The 13,204-nt window shown below is 60.3% G+C and carries 13 protein-coding genes; 8 read left to right on the forward strand and 5 right to left on the reverse strand.

The features are described from left to right. The first annotated feature begins 10 nt into the window (after nucleotides 1-10). From mltB to CX511_RS03820, 7 genes are all read left to right on the forward strand, one after another. A complete protein-coding gene (gene mltB / locus CX511_RS03790) occupies nucleotides 11-1,021 on the forward strand; it encodes a lytic murein transglycosylase B (RefSeq protein ID WP_101293002.1) in 1,011 nt (336 codons plus the stop codon). Then, the gene (locus tag CX511_RS03795; RefSeq protein ID WP_045182625.1) at nucleotides 1,021-2,019 is read left to right on the forward strand and encodes a septal ring lytic transglycosylase RlpA family protein; all 999 of its coding nucleotides are present in this window, start codon (nucleotides 1,021-1,023) and stop codon (nucleotides 2,017-2,019) included. Before mltB ends, CX511_RS03795 begins: the two co-directional genes overlap by 1 nt. A 134-nt stretch (nucleotides 2,020-2,153) precedes the next feature. After that, nucleotides 2,154-3,314, forward strand: a complete 1,161-nt coding sequence (locus CX511_RS03800; protein ID WP_101293003.1) for a D-alanyl-D-alanine carboxypeptidase family protein — start codon at nucleotides 2,154-2,156, stop codon at nucleotides 3,312-3,314. A gap of 76 nt (nucleotides 3,315-3,390) precedes the next feature. Then, nucleotides 3,391-3,663, forward strand: coding sequence for a DUF493 domain-containing protein (locus tag CX511_RS03805; protein ID WP_045182629.1), 273 nt, complete (start codon nucleotides 3,391-3,393; stop codon nucleotides 3,661-3,663). Continuing rightward, on the forward strand, nucleotides 3,663-4,310 hold the full coding sequence (lipB, locus tag CX511_RS03810; RefSeq protein WP_045182631.1) for a lipoyl(octanoyl) transferase LipB: 648 nt from the start codon (nucleotides 3,663-3,665) through the stop codon (nucleotides 4,308-4,310). Before CX511_RS03805 ends, lipB begins: the two co-directional genes overlap by 1 nt. A gap of 2 nt (nucleotides 4,311-4,312) precedes the next feature. Continuing rightward, nucleotides 4,313-5,311, forward strand: coding sequence for a lipoyl synthase (gene lipA / locus CX511_RS03815; RefSeq protein WP_010222903.1), 999 nt, complete (start codon nucleotides 4,313-4,315; stop codon nucleotides 5,309-5,311). A 135-nt stretch (nucleotides 5,312-5,446) separates the two neighbouring features. After that, on the forward strand, nucleotides 5,447-6,406 hold the full coding sequence (locus tag CX511_RS03820; protein WP_045182635.1) for a S66 peptidase family protein: 960 nt from the start codon (nucleotides 5,447-5,449) through the stop codon (nucleotides 6,404-6,406). Between the two features lie 28 nt (nucleotides 6,407-6,434). On the opposite strand, the gene CX511_RS03825 is transcribed toward CX511_RS03820, so the two are convergent. The 5 genes from CX511_RS03825 to leuS all read right to left on the reverse strand — a co-directional run bounded on the left by CX511_RS03825 (nucleotide 6,435) and on the right by leuS (nucleotide 12,578). Continuing rightward, nucleotides 6,435-7,751: a lytic murein transglycosylase gene (locus tag CX511_RS03825; protein ID WP_101293019.1), complete on the reverse strand. Its 1,317-nt coding sequence runs from the start codon at nucleotides 7,749-7,751 to the stop codon at nucleotides 6,435-6,437. Nucleotides 7,752-7,812: 61 nt separating this feature from the next. Beyond that, nucleotides 7,813-7,977: an alternative ribosome rescue factor ArfA gene (arfA, locus tag CX511_RS03830; protein ID WP_010222906.1), complete on the reverse strand. Its 165-nt coding sequence runs from the start codon at nucleotides 7,975-7,977 to the stop codon at nucleotides 7,813-7,815. Nucleotides 7,978-8,226: 249 nt separating this feature from the next. Then, nucleotides 8,227-9,264, reverse strand: coding sequence for a DNA polymerase III subunit delta (gene holA / locus CX511_RS03835; RefSeq protein ID WP_045182638.1), 1,038 nt, complete (start codon nucleotides 9,262-9,264; stop codon nucleotides 8,227-8,229). 36 nt (nucleotides 9,265-9,300) lie between these two features. Next, nucleotides 9,301-9,906: an LPS-assembly lipoprotein LptE gene (locus tag CX511_RS03840; protein ID WP_045182862.1), complete on the reverse strand. Its 606-nt coding sequence runs from the start codon at nucleotides 9,904-9,906 to the stop codon at nucleotides 9,301-9,303. A gap of 65 nt (nucleotides 9,907-9,971) precedes the next feature. Then, nucleotides 9,972-12,578 (reverse strand): leucine--tRNA ligase, encoded by a 2,607-nt coding sequence (gene leuS / locus CX511_RS03845; protein WP_101293004.1) that lies wholly within the window; start codon nucleotides 12,576-12,578, stop codon nucleotides 9,972-9,974. A gap of 237 nt (nucleotides 12,579-12,815) precedes the next feature. Here leuS and CX511_RS03850 point away from each other — a divergent pair, with 237 nt between their 5' ends. Beyond that, on the forward strand, nucleotides 12,816-13,133 hold the full coding sequence (locus CX511_RS03850) for a hypothetical protein (RefSeq protein WP_045182642.1): 318 nt from the start codon (nucleotides 12,816-12,818) through the stop codon (nucleotides 13,131-13,133). Nucleotides 13,134-13,204 lie beyond the last annotated feature (71 nt).

Raw genomic sequence — 13,204 nt, forward strand, 5'->3', positions numbered from 1 at the left:
GAAGAATTACATGCAAGCAATGCGTGGCTGGGCTGCTCGTTGTGCGCCCTGGGTAGGCCTGCTTGGCCTGCTTGGTGGTGGCCAGCAAGCGACCGCCGGGGACTATGACGGCTCGCCGCAGGTGGCTGAGTTCGTCGCTGAGATGACCCGCGATTACGGCTTTGCCGATGAGCAGTTGATGGATGTGTTTCGCGACGTCAAGCGCAAGCAGTCGATCCTCGATGCCATTTCTCGTCCGGCTGAGCGGGTAAAGCCCTGGAAGGACTACCGCCCGATGTTCCTCACCGATGCTCGGGTCGCCCGTGGTGTGGACTTCTGGCGTCAGCACGAGGCGACCCTGGCCCGTGCCGAACAGGAGTACGGTGTTCCCGCCCAGGTGATCGTCTCGATCATCGGCGTTGAAACCTTTTTTGGCCGTAACACTGGCAACTATCGGGTCATCGATGCGCTCTCGACCTTGGGCTTCGACTACCCGCCACGTGCTGACTTCTTCCGCAAAGAGTTGCGCGAGTACCTCCTGCTGGCCCGCGAAGAGCAGGTCGACCCATTGACCCTCAAGGGCTCTTACGCCGGTGCCATGGGCTTGCCGCAGTTCATGCCCAGCAGCTTTCGCGCCTACGCGGTGGACTTCGATGGTGACGGTCATATCAATATCTGGAACAACCCGGACGATGCCATTGGCAGCGTCGCCAGCTACTTCAAGCGCCATGGCTGGGTTGCCGGTGAGCAAGTGGTTAGCCGCGCCACGGCGACGGGCGATCGCATCGATGAAGGCCTGACCCCCGGTATTGACGCGGTCAAGACGGTCGGGGAGTTGCGGGCACTGGGCTGGTCAAGTCATGATGCGCTGCGCGATGATCTGCCGGTCACCGCTTTCCGGCTCGAAGGCGACAACGGCCCCGAATACTGGCTGGGCCTGAAAAACTTCTACGCGATCACTCGCTACAACCGCAGCGTGATGTACGCGATGGCGGTACATCAGCTATCGGACCTGCTGGTTCAAGCACGGGGCGCCAAGTAATGCGCGGAATGTTTTCTGCTACATCTGTGAAACTGATCGGTTGTGCGGCCATGGGGCTGTTGCTGGTCAGCTGTTCTTCGAGCAAGCCGACGCCGCAAAGCAGCAATAATGTGGTGCGTGCCAAGCCGGGCCTGGACATCAACCGCGCACACAAAGATGGCGCGCCGTGGTGGGATGTCGATGTCTCGAAGATCCCCGACGCGACGCCGACCGTGCATACCGGTAATTACAAAGCCAACCCCTACACCGTGTTGGGTAAGACCTACTTTCCGATCCAGGATTCGCGTAACTACCGCGCCGAAGGCACGGCATCCTGGTATGGCACCAAGTTCCACGGGCAGAACACGGCCAATGGTGAGGTGTATGACCTCTATGGCATGAGCGCGGCGCACAAGACCCTGCCACTGCCGGCCTACGTAAAAGTTACCAACCTCGACAACCATCGCAGCGTGATCCTGCGGGTCAACGACCGCGGACCGTTCTACTCGGACCGCATCATCGACCTGTCTTACGCAGCGGCGAAAAAGCTCGGATATGCCGAAACCGGTACGGCGCGGGTGCGTGTCGAGGGTATCGACCCGAAACAATGGTGGGCCCAGCGGGGCCAGCCAGCGCCGATGGTGCTGGATCAGCCGCAGGTTGCCCAGACCCAGGCCTTGTCTGCCAGTACCGGCACCGTCGAGCAATGGACACCGCCGCCGCAACAGCATGCCGCGGCAGTAGTGCCGGTGCAGATCGCCAGTAATGCTAGTCAGGCCAGCAATGGTCTTTACTTGCAGGTCGGCGCCTTCGCCAACCCGGATGCAGCTGAACTGCTGCGTTCAAAGTTGAGTGGTATGGTCAGCGCGCCAGTCTTCATCAGTTCGATCGTGCGCAATCAGCAGACCCTGCACCGGGTCCGCTTGGGGCCGATCAACAGCCAGGGCGAAGCCCAGCAGATGCAGGACAGTGTGCGTCTGGCCAATCTTGGCCAGCCAAAAGTTGTCACGGCAGACTGACCGGGGGGACTGGTCGGTTTGTCATGTAAGCGGGCGGAACAGCCATGTACAATGGCCGTTTTGCTCGCAAGGCCCTGCGCCTGAAGACGTTTTGCCCATAAGGGCATGAGCCCATTAGCCATTTCGAGAGACGGATGAACATAACCAGCTTTGCCAAACGCCTTTGCCTGCTTGTACCGCTGATGATCACCCCTGCGGCCTTCGCCGCAGAGCAGATGATGCCGTCGCCGCCGCAACTGGCAGCCAAGTCCTACGTGCTCATGGAAGCCTCCAGCGGCAACATCCTGGTCGAGAACAATGGTGACGAGCGTTTGCCGCCGGCCAGCCTGACCAAGCTGATGACCGCTTACATTGCGACCCTGGATATCCGTCGTGGGCAGATCGGTGAGAACGATCCGGTGACCGTCAGCGAAAACGCCTGGCGCACTGGCGGTTCGCGTATGTTCATCAAGGTCGGCACCCAGGTCAGCGTCAGCGACCTGCTGCACGGCATCATCATCCAGTCGGGTAACGACGCCAGCGTCGCCCTGGCCGAGCACATCGCCGGCAGCGAAGACGCTTTCGCCGACATGATGAATAAGACGGCTACTGATCTGGGCATGAGCAACAGCCACTTCATGAACCCGACCGGTCTGCCGAACCCTGAGCACTACTCGTCGGCCCATGACATGGCCGTGCTGGCACGCGCGATCATCCACGAAGACCCTGCTCACTATGCGATCTACTCGCAGAAAGAGTTCTTCTGGAACAACATCAAACAGCCTAACCGCAACCTGCTGCTGTGGCGCGACAAGACCGTCGACGGCCTGAAAACCGGTCACACTGACGAAGCGGGCTACTGCATGGTGTCTTCGGCCGTGCGTGATGGCATGCGTCTGATCGCCGTAGTCTTCGGTACCAACAGCGAGCAAGCGCGTGCTGCTGAAACCCAGAAGCTACTGACCTATGGTTTCCGCTTCTTCGAAACCCAGACCTTCTACCAGAAGGGTACTGAGCTGGCCCAGGCGCCAGTTTGGAAAGGCGCCGAGAGCCAGATCAAAGCAGGCCTGGCCCAAGACCTGACCATGACTTTGCCTAAAGGCCAATTGAAGAAACTGGCTGCAAGCATGACCATGAACCCACAACTGACCGCGCCCATCGCCAAAGGTGACGTGATCGGTAAAGTGGAAGTCAAACTGGATGACAACGTTGTACACAGTGCCGACCTGATCGCGCTGGACGGCGTCGAGGAAGGTGGTTTCTTCCGTCGGGTGTGGGATAGCATTCGGCTATTCTTCTACGGGTTGTTCAACTGATATCGTGACCTGCCACGCCCCCGCCAACACACGCGGGGGCGTTGTTGTTGCCACGGCTTACGAGGCCGTTATTGCCATGACCGAAGCTGATAAGTCGCACAAAATCGAATTCCCTTGCGCGGATTACCCGATCAAGGTGATCGGTGACACCGTGGTCCACTTCAAGGACATGGTGATCGAAATCCTCAAGAAATATGCCGAGGTCGACCTCGCCACCCTGGCTGAACGCCAGAGCAAGGAAGGCAAGTACACCACTGTGCAACTGCACATCGTCGCCACTGGCGAAGAGCAGCTGCACAATATCAACAGTGCCCTGCGTGCCACCGGCATCGTAAAAATGGTGCTGTGATGCCGACAAGCCTCGGCTTTCGCGATCTGGGATTGTTGCCCTACGAGCCAGTACTTGAGGCCATGCGCCGGTTTACCGACCAGCGCGGCCCGCAAACCGGCGACGAGGTCTGGCTGGTTGAGCACCCTGCGGTGTTCACCCAGGGCCAGGCGGGCAAGGCCGAGCACCTGCTGGTGCCAGGCGATATTCCGGTGGTGCAGACTGACCGGGGCGGCCAGGTGACCTATCACGGTCCCGGCCAACTGGTGGCTTACTTGTTGTTGGATGTTCGCCGGCTTGGATTTGGCGTGCGTGATCTGGTGTCCCGGATCGAGCGTTGCCTGATCGAGTTGCTGGCCAGTTATGACGTCGAGGCAGCGGCTAAGCCGGATGCGCCTGGCGTGTATGTCGACGGGGCGAAAATTGCCTCCCTCGGCTTGCGGATTCGCAATGGCTGTTCGTTCCATGGCCTTGCCTTGAACGTGGATATGGACCTTGCGCCATTCCGCCGGATTAACCCCTGCGGGTATGCGGGGCTGGCTATGACCCAGCTGCGCGATCAGGCAGGCTCGATCGAACTCTCTGAGGTAAGGGCAAGGCTGCGCGGGCAGCTGGTCAAGCACCTCGACTATGCTGAGCAGACGACCCTTACGGGCGGAATATTCTGAATATGACTACTGTTGTGCAAGAACCAGTGCAAAGTGTGACACCAGCACCACGGCCCAAGGTCGAGGCGGGTGTCAAACTGCGTGGCGCGGAAAAAGTCGCGCGTATCCCGGTAAAGATCATCCCCACCGACGAGCTGCCGAAAAAACCTGACTGGATCCGCGTGCGTATCCCGGTTTCGCCGGAAGTCGACCGTATCAAGCAACTGCTGCGCAAGCACAAGCTGCACAGCGTGTGTGAAGAGGCCTCCTGCCCGAACCTGGGCGAGTGCTTCTCCGGTGGTACCGCGACCTTCATGATCATGGGTGACATCTGCACCCGTCGTTGCCCGTTCTGCGACGTGGGTCACGGTCGTCCGAAGCCTCTGGACGTCGACGAGCCGAAGAACCTCGCGGTGGCCATCGCTGACCTGCGCCTTAAGTACGTGGTCATCACCTCGGTGGACCGCGACGACCTGCGCGACGGTGGTGCCCAGCACTTTGCTGACTGCATCCGTGAGATCCGCGCGCTGTCGCCGGGTGTCCAACTGGAAACCCTGGTGCCTGACTACCGTGGGCGGATGGACGTGGCGTTGGCCATCACCGCCGAAACCCCGCCGGATGTGTTCAACCACAACCTTGAAACCGTCCCGCGCCTGTACAAGGCCGCGCGTCCGGGTTCTGACTATCAGTGGTCGCTGACCCTGCTGCAGAAGTTCAAGGAACTGGTGCCGCACGTACCGACCAAGTCTGGCTTGATGCTGGGTCTGGGCGAGACCGACGAAGAAGTGATCGAAGTGATGCACCGCATGCGCGAGCACAACATCGATATGCTGACCCTGGGGCAGTACCTGCAGCCGTCGCGCAGCCACTTGCCGGTGCAGCGCTTCGTGCACCCGGACACCTTCGCCTGGTTCGCCGAAGAAGGTTATAAGATGGGCTTCAAGAACGTCGCGTCCGGCCCTCTGGTACGTTCTTCGTACCATGCTGACCAGCAGGCGCACGAGGCCAAGATCAAGCTCTGATCCTGGCTTTGTACAATGCCGATGTCCGCTTGCCAGCGGCATCGGCATTTTTTGTTTCTGGCAGTTGTTCCACGCGCTATTTGAGCGTCAACCGTCATAGCGTTGGGGCTCATGTCCATACAAGGAGTCGTCTGGATGAACCTTCCCTGCGATCATCAACCCAGTCTGTACGCAGACAGCTCGAAACTGCCCAAGGCACTGCCTGACAACGGTCGTATCGCCATCATCGCCCCAGCTGGGCCTGCCCAGCTTGATACGCTCACGGCCATTAAGTGGTTTGAAGCACGTGGCTACCTGTGCCGGATCTATCCCGGGGTCACCGAAGCCGAGGGCTATTTGGCCGGAAGTGATGCGCGGCGCCTGGCGGACCTGCATGCGGCGTTCGCGGCGACCGATGTCGACGCCATCATCTGTCTTCGCGGTGGCTACGGCAGCATGCGTCTGCTGGAAGGGCTCGACTATGCGCTGCTGCGCAGTAATCCCAAACCATTGGTGGGCTACAGCGATATCACGGCGCTGCACAATGCGATTGCCCGGCATGCCGGTTTCGTGACCTTCCATGGCGCGATGCTCAAGTCGGAGTTGCTGGCAAACAAGCAGGAGCCAAGTGTGTCTTCGCTCTTCGAGCAGCTCAGCGGGCGGTTGAAGTCTGGTGACAGCTTCCAGCACCCAGCCAGATACCCGCTGAGCACAATCGTTTCTGGCGCTGCGTCAGGGCGGCTGATGGGCGGCAATCTGGCGATGCTCTGTGCAACCTTATGTACGTCAGCAGAACTCAACTGCCGCGATGGCATTCTGTTTATCGAGGATGTTAACGAGCCGCTGTACCGCATCGACCGGTTGTTGACCCAGTTGCGTCTGGCTGGCAGGTTTGACGGGCTGCGCGGTGTGCTGGTAGGGGACTTTGCCGGATTGAAGGTAGAGGCGCTGAGGCCGTTGTTGCAGGCAACATTCGAACCCTTGCAAATACCGGTGCTGGCCGGTTGGCGCAGTGGCCATTGCGATCCCAATCTCACCTTGCCGTTGGGTGCGCAGGTTCATCTGGATGCTGATCAGCATTGCCTGCGATTGCAGCAGGATCTCTTCGCACAATAAAAAACGCCCCGTAACCGGGGCGTTTTTGTTATGGCTGACGCAGGCTGTCCAGCAGCTTATGGGTTGGATAGCCATCTGCCGGCCACCCCAACGCTTGCTGCGCAGTACGGATGGCCTTGCGGGTGTTGGCGCCGATAATGCCATCGGCGGTGCCCGCGTCGTAGTTTTTGGCACTGAGCAGTGTCTGCAGCTCGACGCGCTCGCTGCGACTCAGGGGCAGATCGTCTTTTGGCCAGCCGCCAGCAATGTAGCCCGAGCCATCGAAACGCTGACCGAGCAGGCCGACGGCCAGGGCATAGGACGACGAGTTGTTGTACCTGAGGATCGCGCGGAAGTTATCCAGCACCAGGAACGCTGGACCGCGATAACCGGCGGGCAGCAACAGGGCAGCAGAAAGCTGCTCACTACCGGCTGGCAGGCGTACTCCGGCCGGTAGCTTCAGGCCCAACTGCATCCATTCGGCGACAGTCTTGCGCTGCGCGCCGTCGGCGATCCAGTAGTCGAAGCCGCCAGGTACTTGGACTTCGAAGCCCCAGGGTTGACCGCGTTTCCAGCCCGAGCTTTGCAGGTAATGGGCGGTGGAGGCCAGGGCATCGGCAGAGCTGTTCCAGATATCCCGGCGGCCGTCGCCGTCGAAGTCCACCGCATGGGTGTTATAGGTGGTCGGGATGAACTGAGTCTGGCCCATAGCGCCGGCCCAAGAGCCGCGCATGGCCTCCGGCTGGATGTCGCCGTTCTGCAGAATCTGCAGGGCCGCGATCAGTTGGTCTTGGGCGAACTGTGGGCGCCGACCTTCATAGGCCAAGGTTGCCAGCGAACGGATCACGGATTTGCTGCCCTGGAACTGGCCAAAGTTGCTTTCCATGCCCCAGACCGAGACCAGCACATTGCGGTCGACGCCGTAGCGTTGTTCGATCTGGCCCAACAGCTCGGCATGTTTTTCCAGCAGTGCTTTACCGTTGCGCACGCGCAGTGGTGACAGTGCGCCGTCGAGGTATTCCCAGACTGGCCGGGTGAATTCTGGCTGGCTACGGTCAGCCTTGATCACATCCATGTCGGGCGTGACTCCGAGGAAGGCGCGGTCAAAGAGGCTGGCATTGATGCCGGCTTGCAAGGCTTGCTGACGGAAGCTCGCTTGCCACTGCGCAAAGGTTTGTAACGGTTGAATTTCAGTGCTGGTGTCGATCGCCGGATTTGGCACGGTCACGACCGGAGCAGGCTGGGCAGGTGCCAGCGGCAACGCATCGGCGGCGGTGGGTTTTTCCGCACAGGCGACAAGCAAGATGAGGCTGGAGGCAGCGATCAGCTGGCGAGGTTGCCAGCGATGGGAAAGACAAAGGGGCATGCACAGGTCCAGGTATTTCAGGTCAGGTGACGACCATACCATGCCTGTCGATTTCTTGCTTTTATGCTGCCAAAAAGTAAGAAGCCTCCCAATCTCTCGATTGGAAGGCTTCGCGGCGGTAGCTGCCTTTGCCTTTGCCGGCTCGTTCCTGGCGGCTGCGGAACAGGGGTTGGGCGATGATTGATTTGGCCTTGTTGGGCCCGGGCTTTGCGGGTTTTTTGCTCATGACTGGAATCCTGCTGGGTGGGTGTTGCTGCGCAATATAAGGGCGAAGTCATGGTGGGGCAAGTTGCGTGTGGAGCACCACGTGCTGTAGCTGCTGCCGAGGCACGAGGCTGCGATCGGCTGCAGAGCAGTCGCAACTCGGGCACCTCGTTGGACCTGACGGATTGTGGTGCCTGGTTTTGCGGCCGTTTCACGCCCGATCGCAGCCTTACGGCAGCGGCTACGGGGCCAGTGAAGACGCGCGATAGATTCACTCTGCTGGCAAGGCTAGGCGCTGTCCCGCCATCAACAATGATAAGCGCGCCAGGCTGGTCCAGGGCGAGCCCTGTGCCTGACCCTTGATTTGCGCATCAATGCGCTGAGCATCTTGTAACAACTGGCTCCAGCGCTGTGCTGAATGGCGCTGCAAGGCTTTACTCATCAAGGGTTTGCGCTTATCCCAGACCGGTGGGCGCGCCTGGCTGAAGGCCTTGTCCAACGGCACGCCCTGGCTGTACTGCTGAGCAAGGCTCGCCAACAGGCGCAATTCCCGGGCCAGGGCCCAGAGAATTACCGGTGGTTCAACGCCTTCGCCGCGCAGCCCTTCGAGCATACGCAGGGCATGCGCAGCCTCACCATTGAGAATGGCATCGACCAGGCCGAAGACATCGAAACGCGCACTGTCGGCCACCGCCGCTTGCACGGTTTCGACAGTGATCTGATTGCCTTCAGCCAATAGCTTGAGCTTCTCGATCTCCTGGGCGGCGGCCAGCAAATTGCCTTCGACGCGCGCGGCAATCAGGTCGACGGCGTCGCGCTGAGCCGATAGCCCGGCCTGAGCCAAGCGCTGATTGATCCACTGTGGCAGTTGTTGGGTGTCGACCGGCCAGATCTGGATGAACTGGACCTGTTGCCCCTCAATGAGTGCTTTGCCCCACTTGGTCTTCTGCGCACTGCCGTCAAGCTTGGGCAGGCTGATCAGCAGCAGGGTGTCCTCAGCGGGGCGCGAGCAGTATTCGATCAGTGCCGCAGCACCTTTATCACCGGGCTTGCCAGAAGGCAGGCGCAGTTCCAGCAGGCGCCGCTGGGCGAACAATGACAGGCTGGCACCGGCCTGGAGCAGGGTACCCCAGTCGAAGTTGGCGTCGGCACTGAACACCTGGCGTTCGTCAAAACCTTGCTGGCGGGCAGCGGCACGTACGGCGTCGGCGGCTTCCTGGCACAGCAGCGGATCATCGCCACTGATCACATAGACTGGAGCGAGGCTGCCTTGCAGGTGCTTGTTGAGCTGGGCGGGGGCGAGTTTCATGGGCGCATGCGGGGCACCGAAGTGCCCCGTTCAAACTCAGTTGGCGGGCAGTTGCAGGGGCGACTGCTGAGGCGTCTCGTCCTGGGCGCGGCGGGCCGCTTCCAGAGCATCGGCTTCGGCCTTGGCGCGGGCATCGGCTTCTACCTGCAGCTGGTCGAGCTGGCTTGGGGTCAGCAGTTGCAGGCGTACCAGCATGTTCTGTACCAGCTCGCGACGCATTTCTTCGCGGGTCTGGGTGGAGTCCTGGTCGGCGCCGGTGATGTTGTTGCCGTCGTACACGTAGACTTTGCGCACTTCGAGCTTGTCGTTGAGCAGGTTGGTGTCGTTCAGGCCATTGATGCTGTAGCTCAGCACCGTGGTCAGTTCGTACTCAGCACTGCCCGAACCGCCAGCATAGGTGGCTGCACGCTGGGATTCTGCTTCGTTGGTCAGCACCAGACGGTAGGGTGCGCCGGTGTGAACGTTGACGCCGCTGGTTTGCAGGGCTCGACGCAGCTGGGTCACGGTTTCGCCGTAGGCGTTGCGCGCGCTGACGTCCAGTTCTTTGATGGCCATTTCAGTGGTGCCGGTACCACGCAGCTGGAAACCGCAGGCGCTGAGCATCACGGCCAGGCCCATTACCAGCAGATTGCGTTTGATCATCTTGTTGCTCCCTTGTGGGCCGATTCTGTGCACCGGCCCGCCATTCATGCGGGCCGGTATTCCTGTCAGTTGGCGACGATGTTGACCAGCTTGCCCGGCACCACGATGACCTTGCGGATGCTCAGGCCTTCGGTGAAGCGCAGTACGTTCTCGTTAGTGCGAGCGGCGGCTTCGACTTCTTCGCGGCTGGCGCTGGCCGGCATTTCGATCTGTCCGCGCAGCTTGCCATTAACCTGGATGACCAGAACGATGCTGTCCTGAACCAGGGCGCTTTCGTCCAGTACAGGCCAACCGGCATCGATCACTGCATCCTGGTGACCCAGGCGCTGCCACAGCTCATGGCTGATGTGCGGGGTGATCGGCGCCAGCAGCAGGGCGACGGTTTCCAGGCCTTCGTGCAGCAGGGCGCGATCCTGTTCGCTGGCTTGCGGAGCTTTTTCCAGCACGTTCATCAGGGTCATCACCTGGGCGATGGCGGTGTTGAACTTGTGGTGCTGGCCGACATCGGTGCTGGCCTGTTTGATCGCCGCGTGAATGGCGCGACGGATCACTTTCTGGGCGTCGTCCAGGGCGGCAATGTCCAGTTTGCCCGGCAGACCCTGAGTCACATGGGCCTGGGCCAGGCGCCAGACGCGACGCAGGAAGCGGTTGGCGCCTTCAACACCGGAGTCGGACCATTCCAGGCTCATGTCGGGCGGCGAGGCGAACATCATGAACAGGCGGCAGGTGTCGGCGCCGTAGGCATCAATCATTGCCTGTGGGTCAACGCCGTTGTTCTTGGACTTGGACATCTTCTCGGTGCCGCCGATCTCGACCGGCAGGCCGTCGGTTTTCAGGCGGGCGCCGATGATCTTGGCCTTGGCGTCGCGTTCGACTTCTACGTCGGCTGGGTTGAACCAGTCCTTGCCGCCGTTGCTGGCAACGCGGTAGTAGGTGTCGGCAACGACCATGCCCTGGGTCAGCAGGTTCTTGAACGGCTCGTTGGAGGTGACCAGACCTTCGTCACGCATCAGCTTGTGGAAGAAGCGTGCGTAGAGCAAATGCAGGATGGCGTGTTCGATGCCACCGATGTACTGATCTACCGGCAGCCAGTGGTTGGCAGCCTTCGGATCGACCATGCCACCCTCGTAGTTCGGCGAGGCGTAGCGGGCGAAATACCAGGACGACTCAACGAAGGTGTCCATGGTGTCGGTTTCGCGCTTGGCCGCTGTGCCGCATTTCGGGCAGGTGCATTCGTAGAACTCTGGCATGCGCGCCAGTGGCGAACCGGCGCCATCGGGTACCACGTCTTCTGGCAGGATGACGGGCAATTGGTCTTCAGGGACCGGCACATCGCCACAGGATGGGCAGTGGATGATCGGGATCGGGCAGCCCCAGTAACGCTGACGGCTGATACCCCAGTCGCGCAGACGGAACTGAGTGCGCGACTTGCCGAGGTCTTTCTTGATCAGGGCCACTTCGAGGGCATCGAAAGCACCTGGGAAATCCAGGCCGTCGAACTCACCGGAGTTGATCAGCACGCCGTGTTCGCCGCAAGCAGCATCCCATTCGGCAGCCACTTGGTCGCCAAGGCTGGTGCGAATCACGGCCTTGAACGGCAGGTTGTACTTTTTCGCGAACTCGAAATCGCGCTCGTCGTGGGCCGGCACGGCCATTACCGCGCCATCGCCGTAGTGCATCAGCACATAGTTGGCGACCCATACCGGCAGTTTTTCGCCGGTCAGCGGGTGTTCGACGAACAGCGAAGTGGCCAGGCCTTTCTTCTCTTGGGTGGCGACGTCGGCTTCGGCGACGCTGCCGCTCTTGCATTCATCGATGAACGCTTGCAGCTCGGGGTTACCCTGAGCGGCTTGAGTGGCCAGCGGATGCTCGGCGGCAACGGCCACATAGGTGGCGCCCATCAGGGTGTCCGGACGGGTGGTGAAGACTTTCAGTGCCCCGGCGTGGCCAATGCTGGCCTGATCGTAGGGGAACTGGACTTCCATGCCACGGGACTTGCCGATCCAGTTGCGCTGCATGGTCTTGACCTGTTCAGGCCAGCCCGGCAGCTCGTCGAGGCTTTCCAGCAGCTCGTCGGCATAGTCGGTGATCTTGAAGTAGTACATCGGGATTTCGCGCTTCTCGATCAGCGCGCCCGAACGCCAGCCACGGCCGTCAATGACCTGCTCGTTAGCCAGTACGGTCTGGTCGGCCGGGTCCCAGTTCACGGTACCGTTTTTACGGTAAATCACACCTTTTTCGAACAGGCGAGTGAACAGCCATTGTTCCCAGCGGTAGTAATCCGGCTTGCAGGTGGTGACTTCACGCGACCAGTCGAAGGCCAGGCCCAGGCTCTTGAGCTGGGTCTTCATGTAATCGATGTTTTCGTAGGTCCACTTGGCCGGCGCGACGTTGTTTTTCATCGCGGCGTTTTCTGCCGGCATACCGAAGGCATCCCAACCCATTGGCTGCAGGACATTCTTGCCCTGCATGCGCTGGTAACGTGCGATCACGTCACCAATGGTGTAGTTGCGCACGTGGCCCATGTGTAGCTTGCCGCTCGGGTACGGGAACATCGATAGGCAATAGTAGGATTCTTTGCCTGGCTGTTCACTGACTTCAAAAGACTTTCGCTCGTCCCAGTAGGTCTGGGCGGCGGCTTCGATTTCGCGGGGCTGATAGAGTTCGTGCATGGCTACTTTGCGCTGAGAAATGGGAGACCTTATCCAGGCAGCGTAAAAACGCTGCATCGGCAATCCGGTGTCAAAATGGTGAACGGCCTAGCATACATGACCCCTGTCCATCGAGGGAAACCCTGATTGCACTGCCAGAGCCGCTGCGGGCCGTTGGTCGCAGCGTCCTGCTGCTTTTTCGAGTGACGCTAAGCTCACTGTTGGGGGGAGATATTTTATCTTCAATGAGGTGAACGGATGGGAGAGTCGCAGTTACAAGTAACGAAACCGGAGCTTTACGAACGGTTGATCGATCGTCTGGGGCTCGCCCTGGATGTTGCCAGAACCTCCGTTCGGTTACGCGATGAAGTGCCTGCTGAATTGGAACTGCGTGGCTTGAGCCGCGCTGAATTCGATGTAATCAAAGCCTATCTGGATGCTCTTCCAGAGGGCAGGCATGGATGCGCTGGCGCACAGCTAACAGCGGAGCCGCCACCGTCGGCCAGAGTCGTCTGGCTCAAGGATAAGACGCGCTCCACCACCACGGCAAAATCCAGGACGCTGCAATTCAAATAGCCGTTCGGATTCCCAGGCGCAATGCGGAGTGCGCCCCCTTTGCAAAAAATAAGATGATCGGCATCTGACTA

Origin of the sequence: Pseudomonas sp. S06B 330 (assembly GCF_002845275.2) — a bacterium.
Lineage (GTDB): Bacteria > Pseudomonadota > Gammaproteobacteria > Pseudomonadales > Pseudomonadaceae > Aquipseudomonas.

Bases quoted from the DNA above. Each gene is read 5' to 3' on its own strand.
- leuS (WP_101293004.1), bottom strand. From the start codon at position 12,578: ATGCACGAACTCTATCAGCCCCGCGAAATCGAAGCCGCCGCCCAGACC.
- arfA (WP_010222906.1), bottom strand. From the start codon at position 7,977: ATGAGCAAAAAACCCGCAAAGCCCGGGCCCAACAAGGCCAAATCAATC.
- CX511_RS03820 (WP_045182635.1), top strand. From the start codon at position 5,447: ATGAACCTTCCCTGCGATCATCAACCCAGTCTGTACGCAGACAGCTCG.
- CX511_RS03800 (WP_101293003.1), top strand. From the start codon at position 2,154: ATGAACATAACCAGCTTTGCCAAACGCCTTTGCCTGCTTGTACCGCTG.
- CX511_RS03825 (WP_101293019.1), bottom strand. From the start codon at position 7,751: ATGCCCCTTTGTCTTTCCCATCGCTGGCAACCTCGCCAGCTGATCGCT.
- CX511_RS03850 (WP_045182642.1), top strand. From the start codon at position 12,816: ATGGGAGAGTCGCAGTTACAAGTAACGAAACCGGAGCTTTACGAACGG.
- holA (WP_045182638.1), bottom strand. From the start codon at position 9,264: ATGAAACTCGCCCCCGCCCAGCTCAACAAGCACCTGCAAGGCAGCCTC.
- CX511_RS03795 (WP_045182625.1), top strand. From the start codon at position 1,021: ATGCGCGGAATGTTTTCTGCTACATCTGTGAAACTGATCGGTTGTGCG.
- CX511_RS03840 (WP_045182862.1), bottom strand. From the start codon at position 9,906: ATGATCAAACGCAATCTGCTGGTAATGGGCCTGGCCGTGATGCTCAGC.
- mltB (WP_101293002.1), top strand. From the start codon at position 11: ATGCAAGCAATGCGTGGCTGGGCTGCTCGTTGTGCGCCCTGGGTAGGC.
- lipA (WP_010222903.1), top strand. From the start codon at position 4,313: ATGACTACTGTTGTGCAAGAACCAGTGCAAAGTGTGACACCAGCACCA.
- lipB (WP_045182631.1), top strand. From the start codon at position 3,663: ATGCCGACAAGCCTCGGCTTTCGCGATCTGGGATTGTTGCCCTACGAG.
- CX511_RS03805 (WP_045182629.1), top strand. From the start codon at position 3,391: ATGACCGAAGCTGATAAGTCGCACAAAATCGAATTCCCTTGCGCGGAT.